Here is a 12,741-nt window from a genome sequence, read left to right on the forward strand (position 1 = left end):
CTCGCAAAGGCCGGAGACGGTCGATCAGCCGGCGCCCGAACTCTCGCCATGGCCCAGCGGGGCGGTACCGAGCAGTTCATACCGGGGACTGCCGCCCGGGCCGGCGCCCAGTTCGGAGGAGTACAGCCCCACGTCCCGCACCGACCACGCCGGTCCGCGGTAGACCGAGAGGGCCCGCACCAGGCCGGGCAGTTCGGTGCCGTCGGAGCGCCGGCCGGTGCGGGCGACGGTCAGGTGCCCGCGCCGGCGCCTACGGTCCGGCTCGGTGGTCAGTTCGGCGCAGGAGGCCATCAAGCCCACCAACGCCCGCTCGTCGGCCCGGTCCGCACCGGCCACCCCCATCCACAGCGTGCGCCCGGTGAACGAGCCCGCCCCGGACAGCCGCAGCGTGATCGCCCGGCTCATCGCGGCATTCGCGGTCAGCGCCTGCATCAGGTCCGGCACGGACCCATCGGGAACCTGCCCGTAGAACGCCGTGGTGATGTGCCACTGGGCGGGATGCACCCAGCGCAACCGCGACCCGGCAGCGTCGCGGATCACCTCCAGCGCACCGTCGAGGTGCTCGGCGGCCTCGGCAGCGAGGTCGACTGCGGCGAAGACTCTCATCGCCGCCCGACCCGTTGCGCCGGGGATTCCGGTTGCCCTCCTGGGTCAGCGCTGCTGGCGACGTCCGGCTGCTGCCGACGGCGCCACCGTCCCAGTCCCAGGCCGAGGCCGAACAGCACCAGCGCTACCGCCGCGGTGAGCGGCACCACCAGGGTCCAGTCGATCCGCTCGATCACCGGAAGCATCTCGGGTCGCTCCACCGAGGTCTCGGCCAACACCAGGTCCAGCACGGCGGCATCGGTCCGGATGGTCACCTCGGCCAGGCACTCCCCGGACAGGTTCGGGATGCAGATACGTGCGTCCAGTTCCAGGTGTACCGCGGCGTAGAAGCCCACCGCTGTGGCCGACCCGGTGGCCGCATCGGCCTGCTCGGTGCGGCCCATCCGCACCTGCACCCCGCCACCGGCCTCGAACACCCCGCCCAGGGTCTGCACCAGCGTGGTCAGTCCCGGCACCGCCGTCTCCAGCGCCTCCAGGGCATCGGCCGTGGACAGGTACTGATCGATGTCCACCGGCTCATCGACCGGCAGGGGCACCTGGCGGCCGAAGAACTGCACACTCGGCCGGCCCGCTGAGGCAGTGGGCTCCTCGGTGGGATGAGTGCTCACCTGGGCGTGCACTCCACCGACCCGCAACACATCCAGGCCGAGCAGGCCGACGTCCACCTGACCGGTACGGGCCAGGGCGGACAGGTCGCCGTCCTGGACGCGCTCGGTCCTCGCGCTGATCTCCTCGACGGTGACCAGACCGGGAATCCGGCGCTCCGGCTGGGTCCGGGACTCGGCGCCCGAAGGCGGTTCCGGGGTGTGGACCTGCGCGGCGATCTCCTGGCGGCCCCTCAGGATGGGATCGCGGGTGAGCCGGTCCAGGATCGGCTGCACCGCGGAGATCGCGCCACTGGCGCTGACCTCCAGGCGCACCTCGGGGGCCTGCCCGCGCATCCCGGTGGCCTCCGCGGACCCGCCCAGGCTCGCGTGAGCCGGCGTGGCCAGCACCGTCGCGACCAGCATGGCCACGATGATGCCCGAACCGAGGCGGACCGCCCACGAGCCGGCCTGCTGCGTTCCCATCCAGTGCACGATACTGCCGCCGCGGGGCCACCGGGGCCGTGGGACGGACAACGCGATGTTCCGGCTCACCCCCGAGGTCAGGGCCGCGCCGCCGGCGCCGCGCCAAGGCCGGCCAGGAACCTGCGGGTCTGCCGCGGACTGCGCAGCACCACCACCCGGCCCGCCGGTGGGTCGGCCGCCCAGCAGCGGATCCGGGCTCGTTTGCGGGCGAAGGACCGGCAGTGCCAAATGAGGATCGAATCGCGGGAGAACAGTACCCGGAAGGTTTCGGTGTTGCCGTTGCAGATCGGCCGCCGGTCGATCGCGCGCGCCAGGCTGCGGCGCACCAACCGTCCCAGTGACACCACCCGCGGATAGTCCAGCGCCACGATCACCTCGGTCCGGCCGAGCACCACATCCAGCCAGGCGCCGTAAGCGGTGTCCATCACCCAGGCGTGCTGCGCCACGACCTGCTCGACCAGGTTCCGCTGCTCGCCCGCCGGCCGGCTCACCCACCCCGGCAACCAGCCGATCTCATCATCGACGCTGACCGCGCGCACGCCCAGCGCGCCGGCGAGCTCGCGGGCCAAGGTGGTCTTCCCACTCCCGGTGACCCCGTAGATGAGGATCCGCTGTGCCCGCACCGCCACACCGTACCGGCGGCGCCGCCGCGTGCCAATCCGCGAGAATATCCCCTCGCGCTCCAGCCCCGGCGGCCGGGATCATCGCACCATGAAGAATTACCGGATCATGCCCCTGTCCCCCGCCGATGCCGACCGGCTCACCGCCACCGATGTGCTGGTGTGGTTCCACGACCGGCCCGGGCTCAGCCCGCAGGAGTTCATGGCGACCCTGGACCCGCAGATGGTCTGGGGGGTGGAGTACTCCGGTCCCGAGCCCGTGGCCCTTCCCCAGCCCCGCCCGCTGGCCGCCACTTTCGCCTCGTGGGACATGGATCTGACGGTTCCCGGGCCGGGTGACCAGGTGCGCCGGGTCCCGATGGATGCCCTGACCTGGGTCGGGGTGCACCCGGACCACCGTCGGCGCGGGCTGTTGCGGTCGATGATCTCCCACCAGGTGCACCGGGTGCGTGAACAGGGCCGCGCTGCGCTCGCCGGCCTGCACGCCTCGGAACCAGGGATCTACGGGCGATTCGGGTACGCGGTGGCCTCCCTGGACATCACCCTGACCCTGAACCGCGGCATCACCCTGGCCGCGCCGGAGCACATCGCGCGGTCGGCCGAGGGCATCAGCACCCACCTGTTGCCCGCCTCGGAGTCCGCTGACCTGGTCCAGCAGGTGCACCGCGCCACCACCGCCGCCACGCTGGGGGCGGTGGCCCGCCGCGACGCCCAGGGCGCCACCTGGTGGGTGGACCACGCGACCGAGCGCGGCAGCAAGGAACCGCTCCGGCTGCTGCTGGCCCAGCGCGAGAAGGAGCCGGTCGGATATGCGATCATCCGGCGTCAGGCCAAGTGGTCCAGCGCCGGCCTGCCCGAGGGCAAGGTCCACGTATGGGAGATGGCCGCGGTCGACTCCGCCGCGCTGCTCGCCCTGGGTCGGAGATTGGTGGATGTGGACCTGACCACCGGAGCCGAACTGCCGAACCGATCCCTGCACGATCCGCTGCTGTGGTGGGCCGGGGGGCCCCGCGCGGCCGGGGTGCGCGGGTCGGACAGCCTGTGGCTGCGCATCATCGATGTCGCCGAAGCGCTGTCCCAGCGGGGGTATGCCGCGCCCTGTGACGTGGTCCTGGAGGTCACCGACCAGATGTGCCCGCCGAATGCCGGGCGGTGGCACCTGCAGGTCGGCGCCGACGGCACCGGGCGGTGCCGAAGGACCGACGACGACGCGCACGTGCGCCTGGACGTCTCGGACCTGGCCGCGACCTACCTGGGCAACCGGTCGATCGCCGGCCAGGCTGCTGCCGGGTACGTCACCGAGGTGCGTCCGGGCGCGGTGGCCGAACTGTCCCGCGCGATGCGCACCGACACCGCGCCGTACGGCGCACTGATGTTCTGAGGGCCTCAGACCCAGTCGATGACGACGTCCGCGCGGTCCCGGGTGGTGGCCACCAGGGCAGCGTTGGCAGCATCGGACCCGTCGGTGAAGGCCAGGGCGCGCTCGCGCGTCTTACCTCCGGCCAGGTGCCGGGCAAGGAGTCGCTCGCGCCGGGCATCGTCGTCGGTGCGCACGAACCACGCCTCGTCGAGCAGGCCCGGGACCTGGTCCCAGGGCGTGGTGTCCAACAGCAGGTAGTTGCCCTCGGTCAGGATCACCTGATCGCCGGGGTGAACCGGAACCGCGGAGCCGATCGGCTGTTCCACGGCCCCGCGCAGGTACATCGGTGCGTAAACGGTGTTGGTGCTCTCCTGACGCAGCCGGCGCAACAGCGCGAGATACCCGTGGGCGTCGAAGGTGTCCGGGGCGCCCTTGCGCTCGGCCCGTCCGAGCCGGTCCAGTTCGGCCTGGGCCAGGTGGAAGCCGTCCATGCCGACGACGGCGCAGCCCACCTGCTCGGCGTGCAGTTCCCGCGCCAGGGCCGCGGTGAGAGTGGACTTGCCTGCTCCGGGCGGCCCGCTGACACCGATCAGCACCCGGCCGGAGTTGCACAGGGCGCGGATCCGGTCGACCAGGTGCCCCAGGTCGCCCGGGGAGGCAGTCAGCCTGGCTGGGGGCGTCATCGATGGCGCTGTGCCCGAGCCGAGGCGAACAGGCACAACGTGGCCGCCATGGCAAGGTTGAGCGACTCGGCATGGCCGCGGATTCCGATGCGCACCACCGCATCGGCCATCGCGCGCTCACGGGCGGTCAGGCCGTGGGCCTCGTTCCCGAACACCCACAGGGTCGGCCGGGACAGGTCCCCGGTTCCCGCGGCGTCGGCGAGGTCGTCCAACTCCACCTGCCCCTCGCCGTCGGCCGCCAGCACCTGCATTCCGGCATTGCGAGCCCGCTCGATGGTGCCGGTCAGGTCCGCTCCGGTGGCCACCGGCAGGTGGAACATCGATCCCGCGCTGGAGCGCACCGTCTTCGGGTTGTGCAACTCCACGCTCGCTTCGGAGAGCACCACCCCACCGGCCCCGGCGGCATCGGCCGCCCGGATCACCGTTCCGGCGTTACCGGGATCGCGCACTTGGTGCAGAAAGGCCACCAAGGGCCCCTCGAGCGCCTCCTCCACGGGAACCGGCTCGATCCTGGCCACCACGAGCACCCCCTGGGCGTCCGGGCTCATCGCGTGCAGTACCTGCTCCGAGGCGGTCGTGGTGCTCCGGGCGGCCACCTGCCGGGCGCGTTCGGCGATGTCGGGATGGCGCTCGGCCGCCTGGGGCGTGTGGAAGACCTGCACCACGATGCCCGGTTGGTGCGTCAGCACCGCGCGCACGCTCTGGGGCCCCTCGATGAGGAACTTGGCCTGGCGCCCGCGCACAGAACGCCCGGCCAGCGCGCGGACCCGTTTGACGCGCGGTGCGCGGGCGTCAGTCAGGTCCACCGGGCCGGCCGGGCGTTCGGCTGCGCTCGAGAGTGGGCTCAAGCCGTAGCCGGAGCGTTCACATCCTCCGGCAGGGCGTCCTTGGCCACCTTCACCAGCGCCGCGAAGGCTTCGGTGTCGTTGACTGCCAGGTCTGCCAGGACGCGACGGTCCACCTCCACCTGAGCCAGTTTCAGGCCCTGGATGAACCGGTTGTAGGTCAGGCCGTAACTACGCGCCGCGGCGTTGATCCGCTGGATCCACAGCCGACGGAAGTCACCCTTGCGGGCCCGGCGGTCGCGGTAGGCGTAGTTGAGTGAGTGGTCGACCTGTTCCTTGGCCTTGCGGTACAGCCGGGACCGCTGCCCGCGGTAGCCGCTGGCGCGCTCCAGTGTCGTCCGGCGCTTCTTATGGGCGTTGACCGCCCGCTTGACGCGTGCCACGTGATGCTCCTTGGTTGGGGTGCCGGGCGCTTACTTGCCGAGCAGTTTCTTGGTCTTCTTGGTGTCCGCGGGTGAAACGACCACGTCGTTCACCAGCCGGCGCGCCTGGCGCTTGCTTCGTTCCTGGAACTTGTGCACGTGGCGCGCGCGCTGGCGCATGATCTTCCCCGAGCCGGTCACGCGGAAGCGCTTCTTGGCACCGGAGTTGGTCTTGTTCTTGGGCATGGCCTCTTCCTTGATCTTCCCGGCACGCCGGCCGGGAGGTGGTGCGGACGTCTCAGGACGACGTTGCCGCGTCGTTCTGCTGAGCTTCTTCTCGAGCCTGACGGTCGCGCCGCTGCTGGCTGCGAGCTTCGGACTTCTTGGTGTTCGGGCCGAGCACCATGGTCATGTTCCGCCCGTCCTGGCGCGGCACGGACTCCACGTGACCCAGTTCCTCCACATCCTCGGCCAGGCGCTGCAGCAGCCGCATGCCCATCTCCGGACGGGACTGCTCGCGGCCGCGGAACATGATCATGACCTTGACCTTGTCCCCGCCCTTGAGGAACCGCTCGACGTGGCCCTTCTTGGTGGCGTAGTCGTGTTCGTCGATCTTGAGCCGGAACCTGATTTCCTTCAGGACGGTGTGTGCCTGGTTGCGCCGCGCGTCACGGGCCTTCATGTCCGACTCGTACTTGAACTTGCCGTAGTCCATGAGTTTGGCAACCGGCGGCCGGGCGTCCGGCGCGACCTCGACCAGGTCGAGATCGGCCTCGGCGGCAAGGCGCAGCGCGTCTTCGACCCGGACAACTCCTACCTGCTCGCCGCTCGGGCCGACCAGGCGTACTTCCGGGACGCGAATCCGATCGTTGATGCGGGGATCGCTGATGTGTGGCTCCTTCGTGAGGTGATCTTCTTCCACCCACGAGAAAGGCCCCCGCGGGTGTGCGGAGGCCTGTGGTCTGAGCGTCTGCTCGTGCGGACATCAACTGCCCGCGACCGGGACCCAGGCTCTGGTGCGGCGTGACCCGTTCGGTCGAGCAGGGGTGGGAGTGGCTCCGCTTGGTCCGGCCCGTCAGGACCGGTTGGTCAGCGACGAGTCTAACACGCACGCACCCGCAACTGAACGGCGTCGACACGTTCGGCGACAAGATCACATCGTGCCAGTTCCGCACCGGCCCGGGACGTGATCCGGGCCACCTGCGCGCGGGACAGCCCTGCTGGTACCCCCAGGACCACCGTGGTGGCCCCGCCCGGTGCGTCTTCCAGTTCCACCGTCGCGACCCCCGGCACCTTGCGCAGTGCCGCACCGACCTGCGCGCGCAACTGGTCGTCGTCGGCCGGGGGCACCCAGGGACGGCCCTGCGCCAGCGCCCACACCGCGGGCCGGGGCACCAGCACCGGGACCGGGCCGGCTGGATCCAGCACCAGCAGGCCGTCGGACTCGGTCACGGTGGCCAGGGCTGCCTGCGGACCGGGCACCGGGATCGGGCGGGCGTCCGGGCGCCAGGCGTGCAGGGTCTGCAGCGCCGAGAACACCGGCATCGCCGAGCGACCGTCGGGCGTGGCCACCGTCACCATGGCCGCCGAGGCCTGCTTCTCCCCCGCGATCGGCATGCCCCCGGCTCCGGCGACTTCCTCGGCATGTTCGTCCAGGTGTGCCACGACCGGTACCAGCAGGCGGGCCCGGACCAGGGCATCGACCACGGCCCGCAACCGCTCCTGCGCACCGGTCCGCGCCAGGGCCGCGCCCAGGTGAGGATCGGTGCTGCCGTCATCGCCGGCGAAGGCCGACGTCGGCGGCAACTCCCGGGACATCAGGAACGCCCGGCCACATCCAGGGCCTGGCCGAGCGTGAACGCACCGGCGTACAGGGCCTTGCCCACGATCGCGCCCTCGACGCCGATCGGGGTGAGTTCGGCCAGGGCCTCGATGTCGGCCAGGCTGGAGATCCCCCCGGATGCCACCACCGGGGCGTCCGTGCGGGCACACACGCGGGTGAGCAGGTCGGTGTTCGGACCACGCATGGTGCCGTCCTTGGTGACGTCGGTGACGACGTAGCGCGCGCACCCGTCCTCCTCCAGGCGTGCCAGCACCTCCCACAGGTCCCCACCCTCCCGGGTCCAGCCACGGGCGGCCAGGGTGGTGCCGCGCACGTCCAGCCCCACAGCGATCCGGTCGCCGTGCTCCCCGATCACCCTGGCCGTCCAGTCCGGGTCCTCCAGGGCCGCGGTGCCCAGGTTCACGCGGCGGCAGCCGGTGGCCAGGGCGCGCTGCAGCGACTCGTCGTCGCGGATCCCGCCGGACAGTTCCACATCGATATCCAACGCCCCGACCACCTCGGCGAGCAGGTCGGCGTTGGAGCCGCGGCCGAAGGCGGCGTCCAGATCCACCAGGTGCACCCAGGAGGCGCCGTCGCGCTGCCAGGTCAGCGCCGCCTCCAGTGGTGAGCCGTAGTGCGTCTCGGTGCCGGCTTCTCCCTGCACCAGGCGCACGGCCTGGCCGTCGGCCACATCGACGGCGGGGAGTAGTTCAAGTGTGCTCAAGGGTCTCCTCAGGTCAGGGTGTTCAACCAGTTGCGCAACAGGGCGGCGCCGGCGGTGCCGGACTTCTCCGGGTGGAACTGGGTGGCGCTCAGCGATCCGTTCTCCACCGCGGCCACGAAGCGGGTGTTCCGCTCGGAACTGCCGTGGGTGGACCAGGTGGTGCGCAGGTGCGCCGGGGCGGACCGGGCGGCGTAGGAGTGTACGAAGTAGAACCGTTCCTCCTCCAGTCCGGCGAACAGGGCGCTGTCCGGTGGTGGCTCGACGGTGGACCATCCCATGTGCGGGACGACGGGGGCGTCCAGGCGCTCCACCCGGCCGGGCCAGTGGCCCAGCCCTCGGGTGTGCACGCCGTGCTCGAGTCCGTCGCTGAACATCACCTGCAGGCCGACGCAGATGCCCAGCACCGGACGGCCGGCGGCCAGCCGGTCACCGATCATCTGCGGCGCCCCGACCTGCTCCAGCGCGGCCATCACCGAGGCGAAGGCCCCCACGCCGGGCACGACCAGCCCGTCAGCGCCCGCGACCGCCTCGGGCTGGGCGGTCAGGTCCACCCGGGCACCGGCCCGGCGCAGGCCCCGGACCACCGAGCGCACGTTCCCCGACCCGTAGTCCAGCACCGCCACCCGCGGCGCGAGCGGGATCGTCATCGCTTCTTGCGCCGTCGGGTTCCGAACAGGCCCCCGGGGCGCGCTACCTTCGCTGGATCGATCCGTCCGGGTGCATCCAATGGGTCCAGGGCGCCGATCAGCAGGGACTCCAGCACGTCGTCAGCGTTCGCCAGCACCAGTCCGGCGGGCACCTCCTGCCCCGCCTCCCCGCCGGTGTACTCCCGGCCGGTGATGGTGCCGCTGGGCCCGTCCTGCCCGGTGCCGAGGTTCGCGGTGAGCAGCACCACCCCGACCTTGGCGGTGCGGGACAGCGTCTGCGCCAGCTCCACGGCCTCGGCCGGGGCGCCGGTGAGCAGCAGTTCGGTCTCATCGACCGGGCCGGTGATGGTGCGCACGGCCAGCGCCCCGTTCCTGGAGGCGATCACGTGGGCGTCGATGGAGGCCATCGCGCACAGCGCGGCCAGGGCCGCGGCCGAACGGATCGGGGTCAGCACCACCGCGATGATCCGGCGCTGGTCGGTGCTTTCGGTGCCCGCGCTGCCGTCGGCGTGATCAATCTCATCATGGCGCTCGGTCGGCGCGGCGGCGGGGCGGTCGGGTTCGGTGGCCTGACCGAACTCGGCCGCGAAGGCGGCGTCGAAGGCCGCCTGGTCGAAGACGTCGCCGTTGAGGCGTTCGTCCTCGACCCGCTCCTCACGGTCGCCGTCGTCATCCCCGGGCGGTACCGCGGTCACAACGCCCCCTTGGTGGAGGGCACCCCGTCCACCCGCGCGTCGGGTGCGACCGCTGCGCGCAGCGCCCTGGCCAACGCCTTGAACTGGGCCTCGGCGATGTGGTGCGGGTCCCGCCCGGAGAGCAGGTGAACGTGCAGGCAGATTCCGGCGTGGTAGGCCAGCGACTCGAAGACGTGCCCGGTGAGGGAGCCGGTGAAGTGCCCGCCGATCAGGTGGTGGGCCTGGGCCTCCGGCTCCCCGGAGTGCACCACGTAGGGACGCCCGGAGATGTCCACCACGGCCCGGGCCAGGGCCTCGTCCAGCGGCACCAGGGCGTCACCGAATCGAGCGATGCCGCTCTTGTCCCCCAGGGCCTGGCGCAGGGCCTGGCCGAGCGCGATGGCGGTGTCCTCCACGGTGTGGTGGGCGTCGATCTCGGTGTCGCCCTCGGCCCGGACGGTCAGGTCGACCAGGGAGTGCTTGCCCAGCGCGGTGAGCATGTGGTCGTAGAACGGCACCGTGGTGGAGATGTCGGTGGCGCCGGTGCCATCCAGGTTGACCTCGACGCTGACGGTGGACTCCGACGTGCTGCGTTCGACCTTCGCGGTGCGTGAGCTCACCGGCTGGTCACCTCCTTCAATGCGCCGCGGAAGGCGGCCATGTCCTCTTCGGTCCCGATCGAGACCCTCAAGTATCCCGCAGGCCCAGTCTCCCTGATCAACACACCTCGGTCCACCAGCCCCTGCCAGATGCGGTGCCGGTCGGCGAAGGTGCCGAACAGCACGAAATTCGCGTCGGAGTCCGCAACCGTGAAGCCCTGCGCACGCAGCCATGCCACGCACTCATCGCGCACGGCGCGCAGTGCGGCCACGCCCTCCTGGAGGGCCGGAGCGTGGGCCAGGGCGGTGCGGGCCACCGCCTGGGTGATGGCCGAGAGGTGGTAGGGCAGGCGGACCACACGCAGGGCATCGACTACTTCTGCGGCCCCGGCCAGGTAGCCCACCCGGGCGCCGGCGAGGGCGAAGGCCTTCGACATCGTCCTCGCCACCACCAGGTGCGGGTGATCGGGCCGGATACTCAACGCGCTGGCCGTGCCCTCCCGCCGGAACTCCGCGTAGGCCTCGTCGATCACCACGAGGCTCGCGGCGCCGTCCGGGCCGGTGTCGGTGGTCCCGGCGACGATCGCGCGGATGGTCTCGATGTCCATCGCGGTACCGGTGGGGTTGTTCGGGCTGGCGATCAGGACGACGGCGGGGCGCACCTTCGCGATCTGCTCCAGCGCGTGCTCGGCGTCCAGGCGGAAGTCCGGCGTCCGCGTGCCGGCGACGTAGGTGGTGAAGGTGTCCCGGGCGTACTCGGGGTACATCGAGTAGGTCGGTGCGAAGGACAGCACCGTCCGGCCCGGACCGCCGTAGGCCTGCAGCAGGTGCAACATGACCTCGTTCGAACCGTTGGCGGCCCAGATGTTCTCCGCCCGCAGTTCATCAGCACCGGACTCGACCGCCAGATAACCGGCCAGTTCGGTACGCAGGCCCACGAAGTCCCGGTCCGGATACCGGTTCACCCCCGCCGCGGCGCGGGCGACGGAATCGGCGATGTCGGCCACCACCTGCTCCGGTGGCGGGTAGGGGTTCTCGTTGGTGTTCAACGGGACCGGCACGTCCAACTGGGGGGCGCCGTAGGGTTCGATCCCGATCAGGTCCGGGCGTAGCGGCAAGGTCACACCGGTGAGTCTAGAACGTGTGCCCCGGCGGTCGGTCCCGCGCCCGGCGCGGAAGCGTCAGCAGGTTCGCTCCGTCGCGCTTCCGCGGGAGCCTCGGGAGGCACCGTCCTGAGCGCAGGAGGTACTCACGGCGATGTCGGACCCCGACGATAGCGTGGCAAACATACGTTCGAGTAAGGCGAGCGCGATGACCACGACGACGGCCACCCCATCACTGAGACCATCGACACCACAACAGTTGCCACCCGGCTGGAGGAAGAGATCAGCGGCCTGGCCTCCGGGTAGCCCGGGCGCTCCCGGGGCTGCCGCTGATCAGCGCCGACTTTCGAGCGGGCCTGGTCAGTTACTCCAAGGTTCGCGCCCTGACCCGGGTGGCCACCCCGGAGACCGAGGAGAGCCTCCTCGGCGTCGCCCGTAGAGCCAGTGCGACCAATTGGCACGGGACTACCTGGGCAGTACCGATCCCAACGGGCCATCGACTGCTTCCGGCTCAGCAGCGGCGCCGGATGGGGCTGAGGAACATGCCACCTTGGCCGACGCGCTGGTCCAGATCTGTGCCGAGGGTACGCCGACCCAGGCGAGCGAACCCGCCCCCGGCGCCGCCCGCCCCGGCTTCGGTCGGCTCTGCCAGGCTCGAACTCGGCCCGGCGCTTCACCCTGAGACCGCGCGACGGCTGACGTGTGACACCGGCGTGGTGCTACACCTGCACGATGGCGAATCGGCCTACAACGCGGTGCCGAGCACCCATCCGGGCCGCACCATCGACGTCGGGCAGCGCACCCGCACACCGAATGCCGACCTCATGCGAGCGCTGTGGGCGCGCGATCAGGGGTGCCGCTTCCCGGCTTGTGACCGGCGCCGGCACATCCATGCGCACCATGTGCAGCACTGGGCGCACGGCGGGCCGACCGAACTGGACAACCTCGTGCTGCTGTGCGGTCAGCACCACCGTCTGCTCCATGAGGGCGGCTTCGCACTGACGATGAGGCGCGACCACGTCCAGGTCATCGACCCCGACGGGATGCCTCTCCCCGGGGTTTGCGACCTCGGTCCTGCCCCGCCGGACGCACCGACCGGAACCGAGGTCCCCGCGGACCCGACGCATGGGGAGGCCCTGAGCCCCGTCAACGGTGGGCGGATGAACCTGAAGTGGGCCGTCAGCGTGATCGCGGGCAACTGGGAGATCCAGCGCCTGCGGGCGGCCCGCCAGTGGTCATACCCGGATGCCGCGGCCTAGCCGGAGACTCCCGAGCCAAGCGCGGGGGACGGGCCCGGCGGGGAGCGCTACTCCGGCACGATCGTCGGTGCGTCGCTGTTCCTGTTGGTGCGGTACTGGTTCACCAGCCGCTGCAGCGGGATGGTGCCGTCCTGCCAGGGGAGCAGGATCCACAGCACGATGTACAGGGTGGGTCCTAGCACCGGCAGCAGCATCGCAACAATCATCAACACCCGCACCAGCACCACGTCGAGATTGGTGGCGTCGGCGATGCCGCCGGCGAGGCCGGCCAGCACCCGACGTGGTCCGCGCCGGAAGCCGAGATTACGGATGACGTCGAAGAAGGAGTCCATGGACCCAAGAGTAGGGAGCCGCTGGCAACGTGCGC

The 12,741-nt window shown here is 71.2% G+C and carries 17 protein-coding genes; 2 read left to right on the forward strand and 15 right to left on the reverse strand.

Annotation, left to right across the window (positions count from 1 at the left end; all coding sequences use genetic code 11):
* Nucleotides 1-24: 24 nt before the first annotated feature.
* From thpR to ACPL7H_RS12105, 3 genes are all read right to left on the reverse strand, one after another.
* Nucleotides 25-606 (reverse strand): RNA 2',3'-cyclic phosphodiesterase, encoded by a 582-nt coding sequence (gene thpR / locus ACPL7H_RS12095; RefSeq protein ID WP_424797160.1) that lies wholly within the window; start codon nucleotides 604-606, stop codon nucleotides 25-27.
* On the reverse strand, nucleotides 603-1,676 hold the full coding sequence (locus tag ACPL7H_RS12100; RefSeq protein ID WP_424797161.1) for a hypothetical protein: 1,074 nt from the start codon (nucleotides 1,674-1,676) through the stop codon (nucleotides 603-605). The genes thpR and ACPL7H_RS12100 overlap by 4 nt, the downstream gene beginning before the upstream one ends.
* Before the next feature lie 77 nt (nucleotides 1,677-1,753).
* A complete protein-coding gene (locus ACPL7H_RS12105; RefSeq protein ID WP_424797162.1) occupies nucleotides 1,754-2,299 on the reverse strand; it encodes an AAA family ATPase in 546 nt (181 codons plus the stop codon).
* Between the two features lie 88 nt (nucleotides 2,300-2,387).
* Here ACPL7H_RS12105 and ACPL7H_RS12110 point away from each other — a divergent pair, with 88 nt between their 5' ends.
* Complete coding sequence (locus tag ACPL7H_RS12110; protein ID WP_424797163.1) at nucleotides 2,388-3,677, forward strand: GNAT family N-acetyltransferase; 1,290 nt, start codon at nucleotides 2,388-2,390, stop codon at nucleotides 3,675-3,677.
* Nucleotides 3,678-3,682: 5 nt separating this feature from the next.
* Here the strand turns inward: ACPL7H_RS12110 and ACPL7H_RS12115 are convergent, their stop codons facing one another.
* The 11 genes from ACPL7H_RS12115 to ACPL7H_RS12165 form a co-directional block, all read right to left on the reverse strand.
* Nucleotides 3,683-4,339: a nucleoside/nucleotide kinase family protein gene (locus tag ACPL7H_RS12115; protein WP_424797164.1), complete on the reverse strand. Its 657-nt coding sequence runs from the start codon at nucleotides 4,337-4,339 to the stop codon at nucleotides 3,683-3,685.
* Nucleotides 4,336-5,187, reverse strand: a complete 852-nt coding sequence (locus ACPL7H_RS12120; RefSeq protein WP_424797165.1) for a TrmH family RNA methyltransferase — start codon at nucleotides 5,185-5,187, stop codon at nucleotides 4,336-4,338. The genes ACPL7H_RS12115 and ACPL7H_RS12120 overlap by 4 nt, the downstream gene beginning before the upstream one ends.
* Nucleotides 5,184-5,567 (reverse strand): 50S ribosomal protein L20, encoded by a 384-nt coding sequence (gene rplT / locus ACPL7H_RS12125; RefSeq protein WP_424791404.1) that lies wholly within the window; start codon nucleotides 5,565-5,567, stop codon nucleotides 5,184-5,186. The genes ACPL7H_RS12120 and rplT overlap by 4 nt, the downstream gene beginning before the upstream one ends.
* A 30-nt stretch (nucleotides 5,568-5,597) precedes the next feature.
* Nucleotides 5,598-5,792, reverse strand: coding sequence for a 50S ribosomal protein L35 (gene rpmI / locus ACPL7H_RS12130; RefSeq protein ID WP_424787903.1), 195 nt, complete (start codon nucleotides 5,790-5,792; stop codon nucleotides 5,598-5,600).
* Nucleotides 5,793-5,844: 52 nt separating this feature from the next.
* Nucleotides 5,845-6,468 carry a translation initiation factor IF-3 gene (infC, locus tag ACPL7H_RS12135; protein ID WP_424797166.1) on the reverse strand — a complete coding sequence of 208 codons (624 nt, stop codon included), beginning with the start codon at nucleotides 6,466-6,468 and terminating at the stop codon, nucleotides 5,845-5,847.
* A 179-nt stretch (nucleotides 6,469-6,647) separates the two neighbouring features.
* Entirely contained in the window at nucleotides 6,648-7,364 is a 717-nt protein-coding gene (locus ACPL7H_RS12140) for an SseB family protein (protein ID WP_424797167.1), read from the reverse strand.
* Complete coding sequence (gene priA, locus ACPL7H_RS12145) at nucleotides 7,364-8,092, reverse strand: bifunctional 1-(5-phosphoribosyl)-5-((5-phosphoribosylamino)methylideneamino)imidazole-4-carboxamide isomerase/phosphoribosylanthranilate isomerase PriA (RefSeq protein WP_424797168.1); 729 nt, start codon at nucleotides 8,090-8,092, stop codon at nucleotides 7,364-7,366. The genes ACPL7H_RS12140 and priA overlap by 1 nt, the downstream gene beginning before the upstream one ends.
* Before the next feature lie 8 nt (nucleotides 8,093-8,100).
* Nucleotides 8,101-8,739 (reverse strand): imidazole glycerol phosphate synthase subunit HisH, encoded by a 639-nt coding sequence (gene hisH / locus ACPL7H_RS12150; RefSeq protein ID WP_424797169.1) that lies wholly within the window; start codon nucleotides 8,737-8,739, stop codon nucleotides 8,101-8,103.
* On the reverse strand, nucleotides 8,736-9,434 hold the full coding sequence (locus tag ACPL7H_RS12155; RefSeq protein WP_424797170.1) for a hypothetical protein: 699 nt from the start codon (nucleotides 9,432-9,434) through the stop codon (nucleotides 8,736-8,738). The genes hisH and ACPL7H_RS12155 overlap by 4 nt, the downstream gene beginning before the upstream one ends.
* Entirely contained in the window at nucleotides 9,431-10,033 is a 603-nt protein-coding gene (hisB, locus tag ACPL7H_RS12160) for an imidazoleglycerol-phosphate dehydratase HisB (RefSeq protein ID WP_424797171.1), read from the reverse strand. Before hisB ends, ACPL7H_RS12155 begins: the two co-directional genes overlap by 4 nt.
* Nucleotides 10,030-11,136 carry a histidinol-phosphate transaminase gene (locus ACPL7H_RS12165; RefSeq protein WP_424797172.1) on the reverse strand — a complete coding sequence of 369 codons (1,107 nt, stop codon included), beginning with the start codon at nucleotides 11,134-11,136 and terminating at the stop codon, nucleotides 10,030-10,032. Before ACPL7H_RS12165 ends, hisB begins: the two co-directional genes overlap by 4 nt.
* A 692-nt stretch (nucleotides 11,137-11,828) precedes the next feature.
* Between ACPL7H_RS12165 and ACPL7H_RS12170 the strand changes: the two genes are divergently transcribed.
* Nucleotides 11,829-12,374, forward strand: a complete 546-nt coding sequence (locus tag ACPL7H_RS12170; RefSeq protein ID WP_424797173.1) for an HNH endonuclease signature motif containing protein — start codon at nucleotides 11,829-11,831, stop codon at nucleotides 12,372-12,374.
* Between the two features lie 47 nt (nucleotides 12,375-12,421).
* Here the strand turns inward: ACPL7H_RS12170 and ACPL7H_RS12175 are convergent, their stop codons facing one another.
* A complete protein-coding gene (locus ACPL7H_RS12175) occupies nucleotides 12,422-12,706 on the reverse strand; it encodes a PspC domain-containing protein (protein WP_424787912.1) in 285 nt (94 codons plus the stop codon).
* Nucleotides 12,707-12,741: the final 35 nt, after the last annotated feature.

Origin of the sequence: Pseudactinotalea sp. Z1732, from assembly GCF_049724975.1 — a bacterium.
Lineage (GTDB): Bacteria > Actinomycetota > Actinomycetes > Actinomycetales > Beutenbergiaceae > CALKWS01.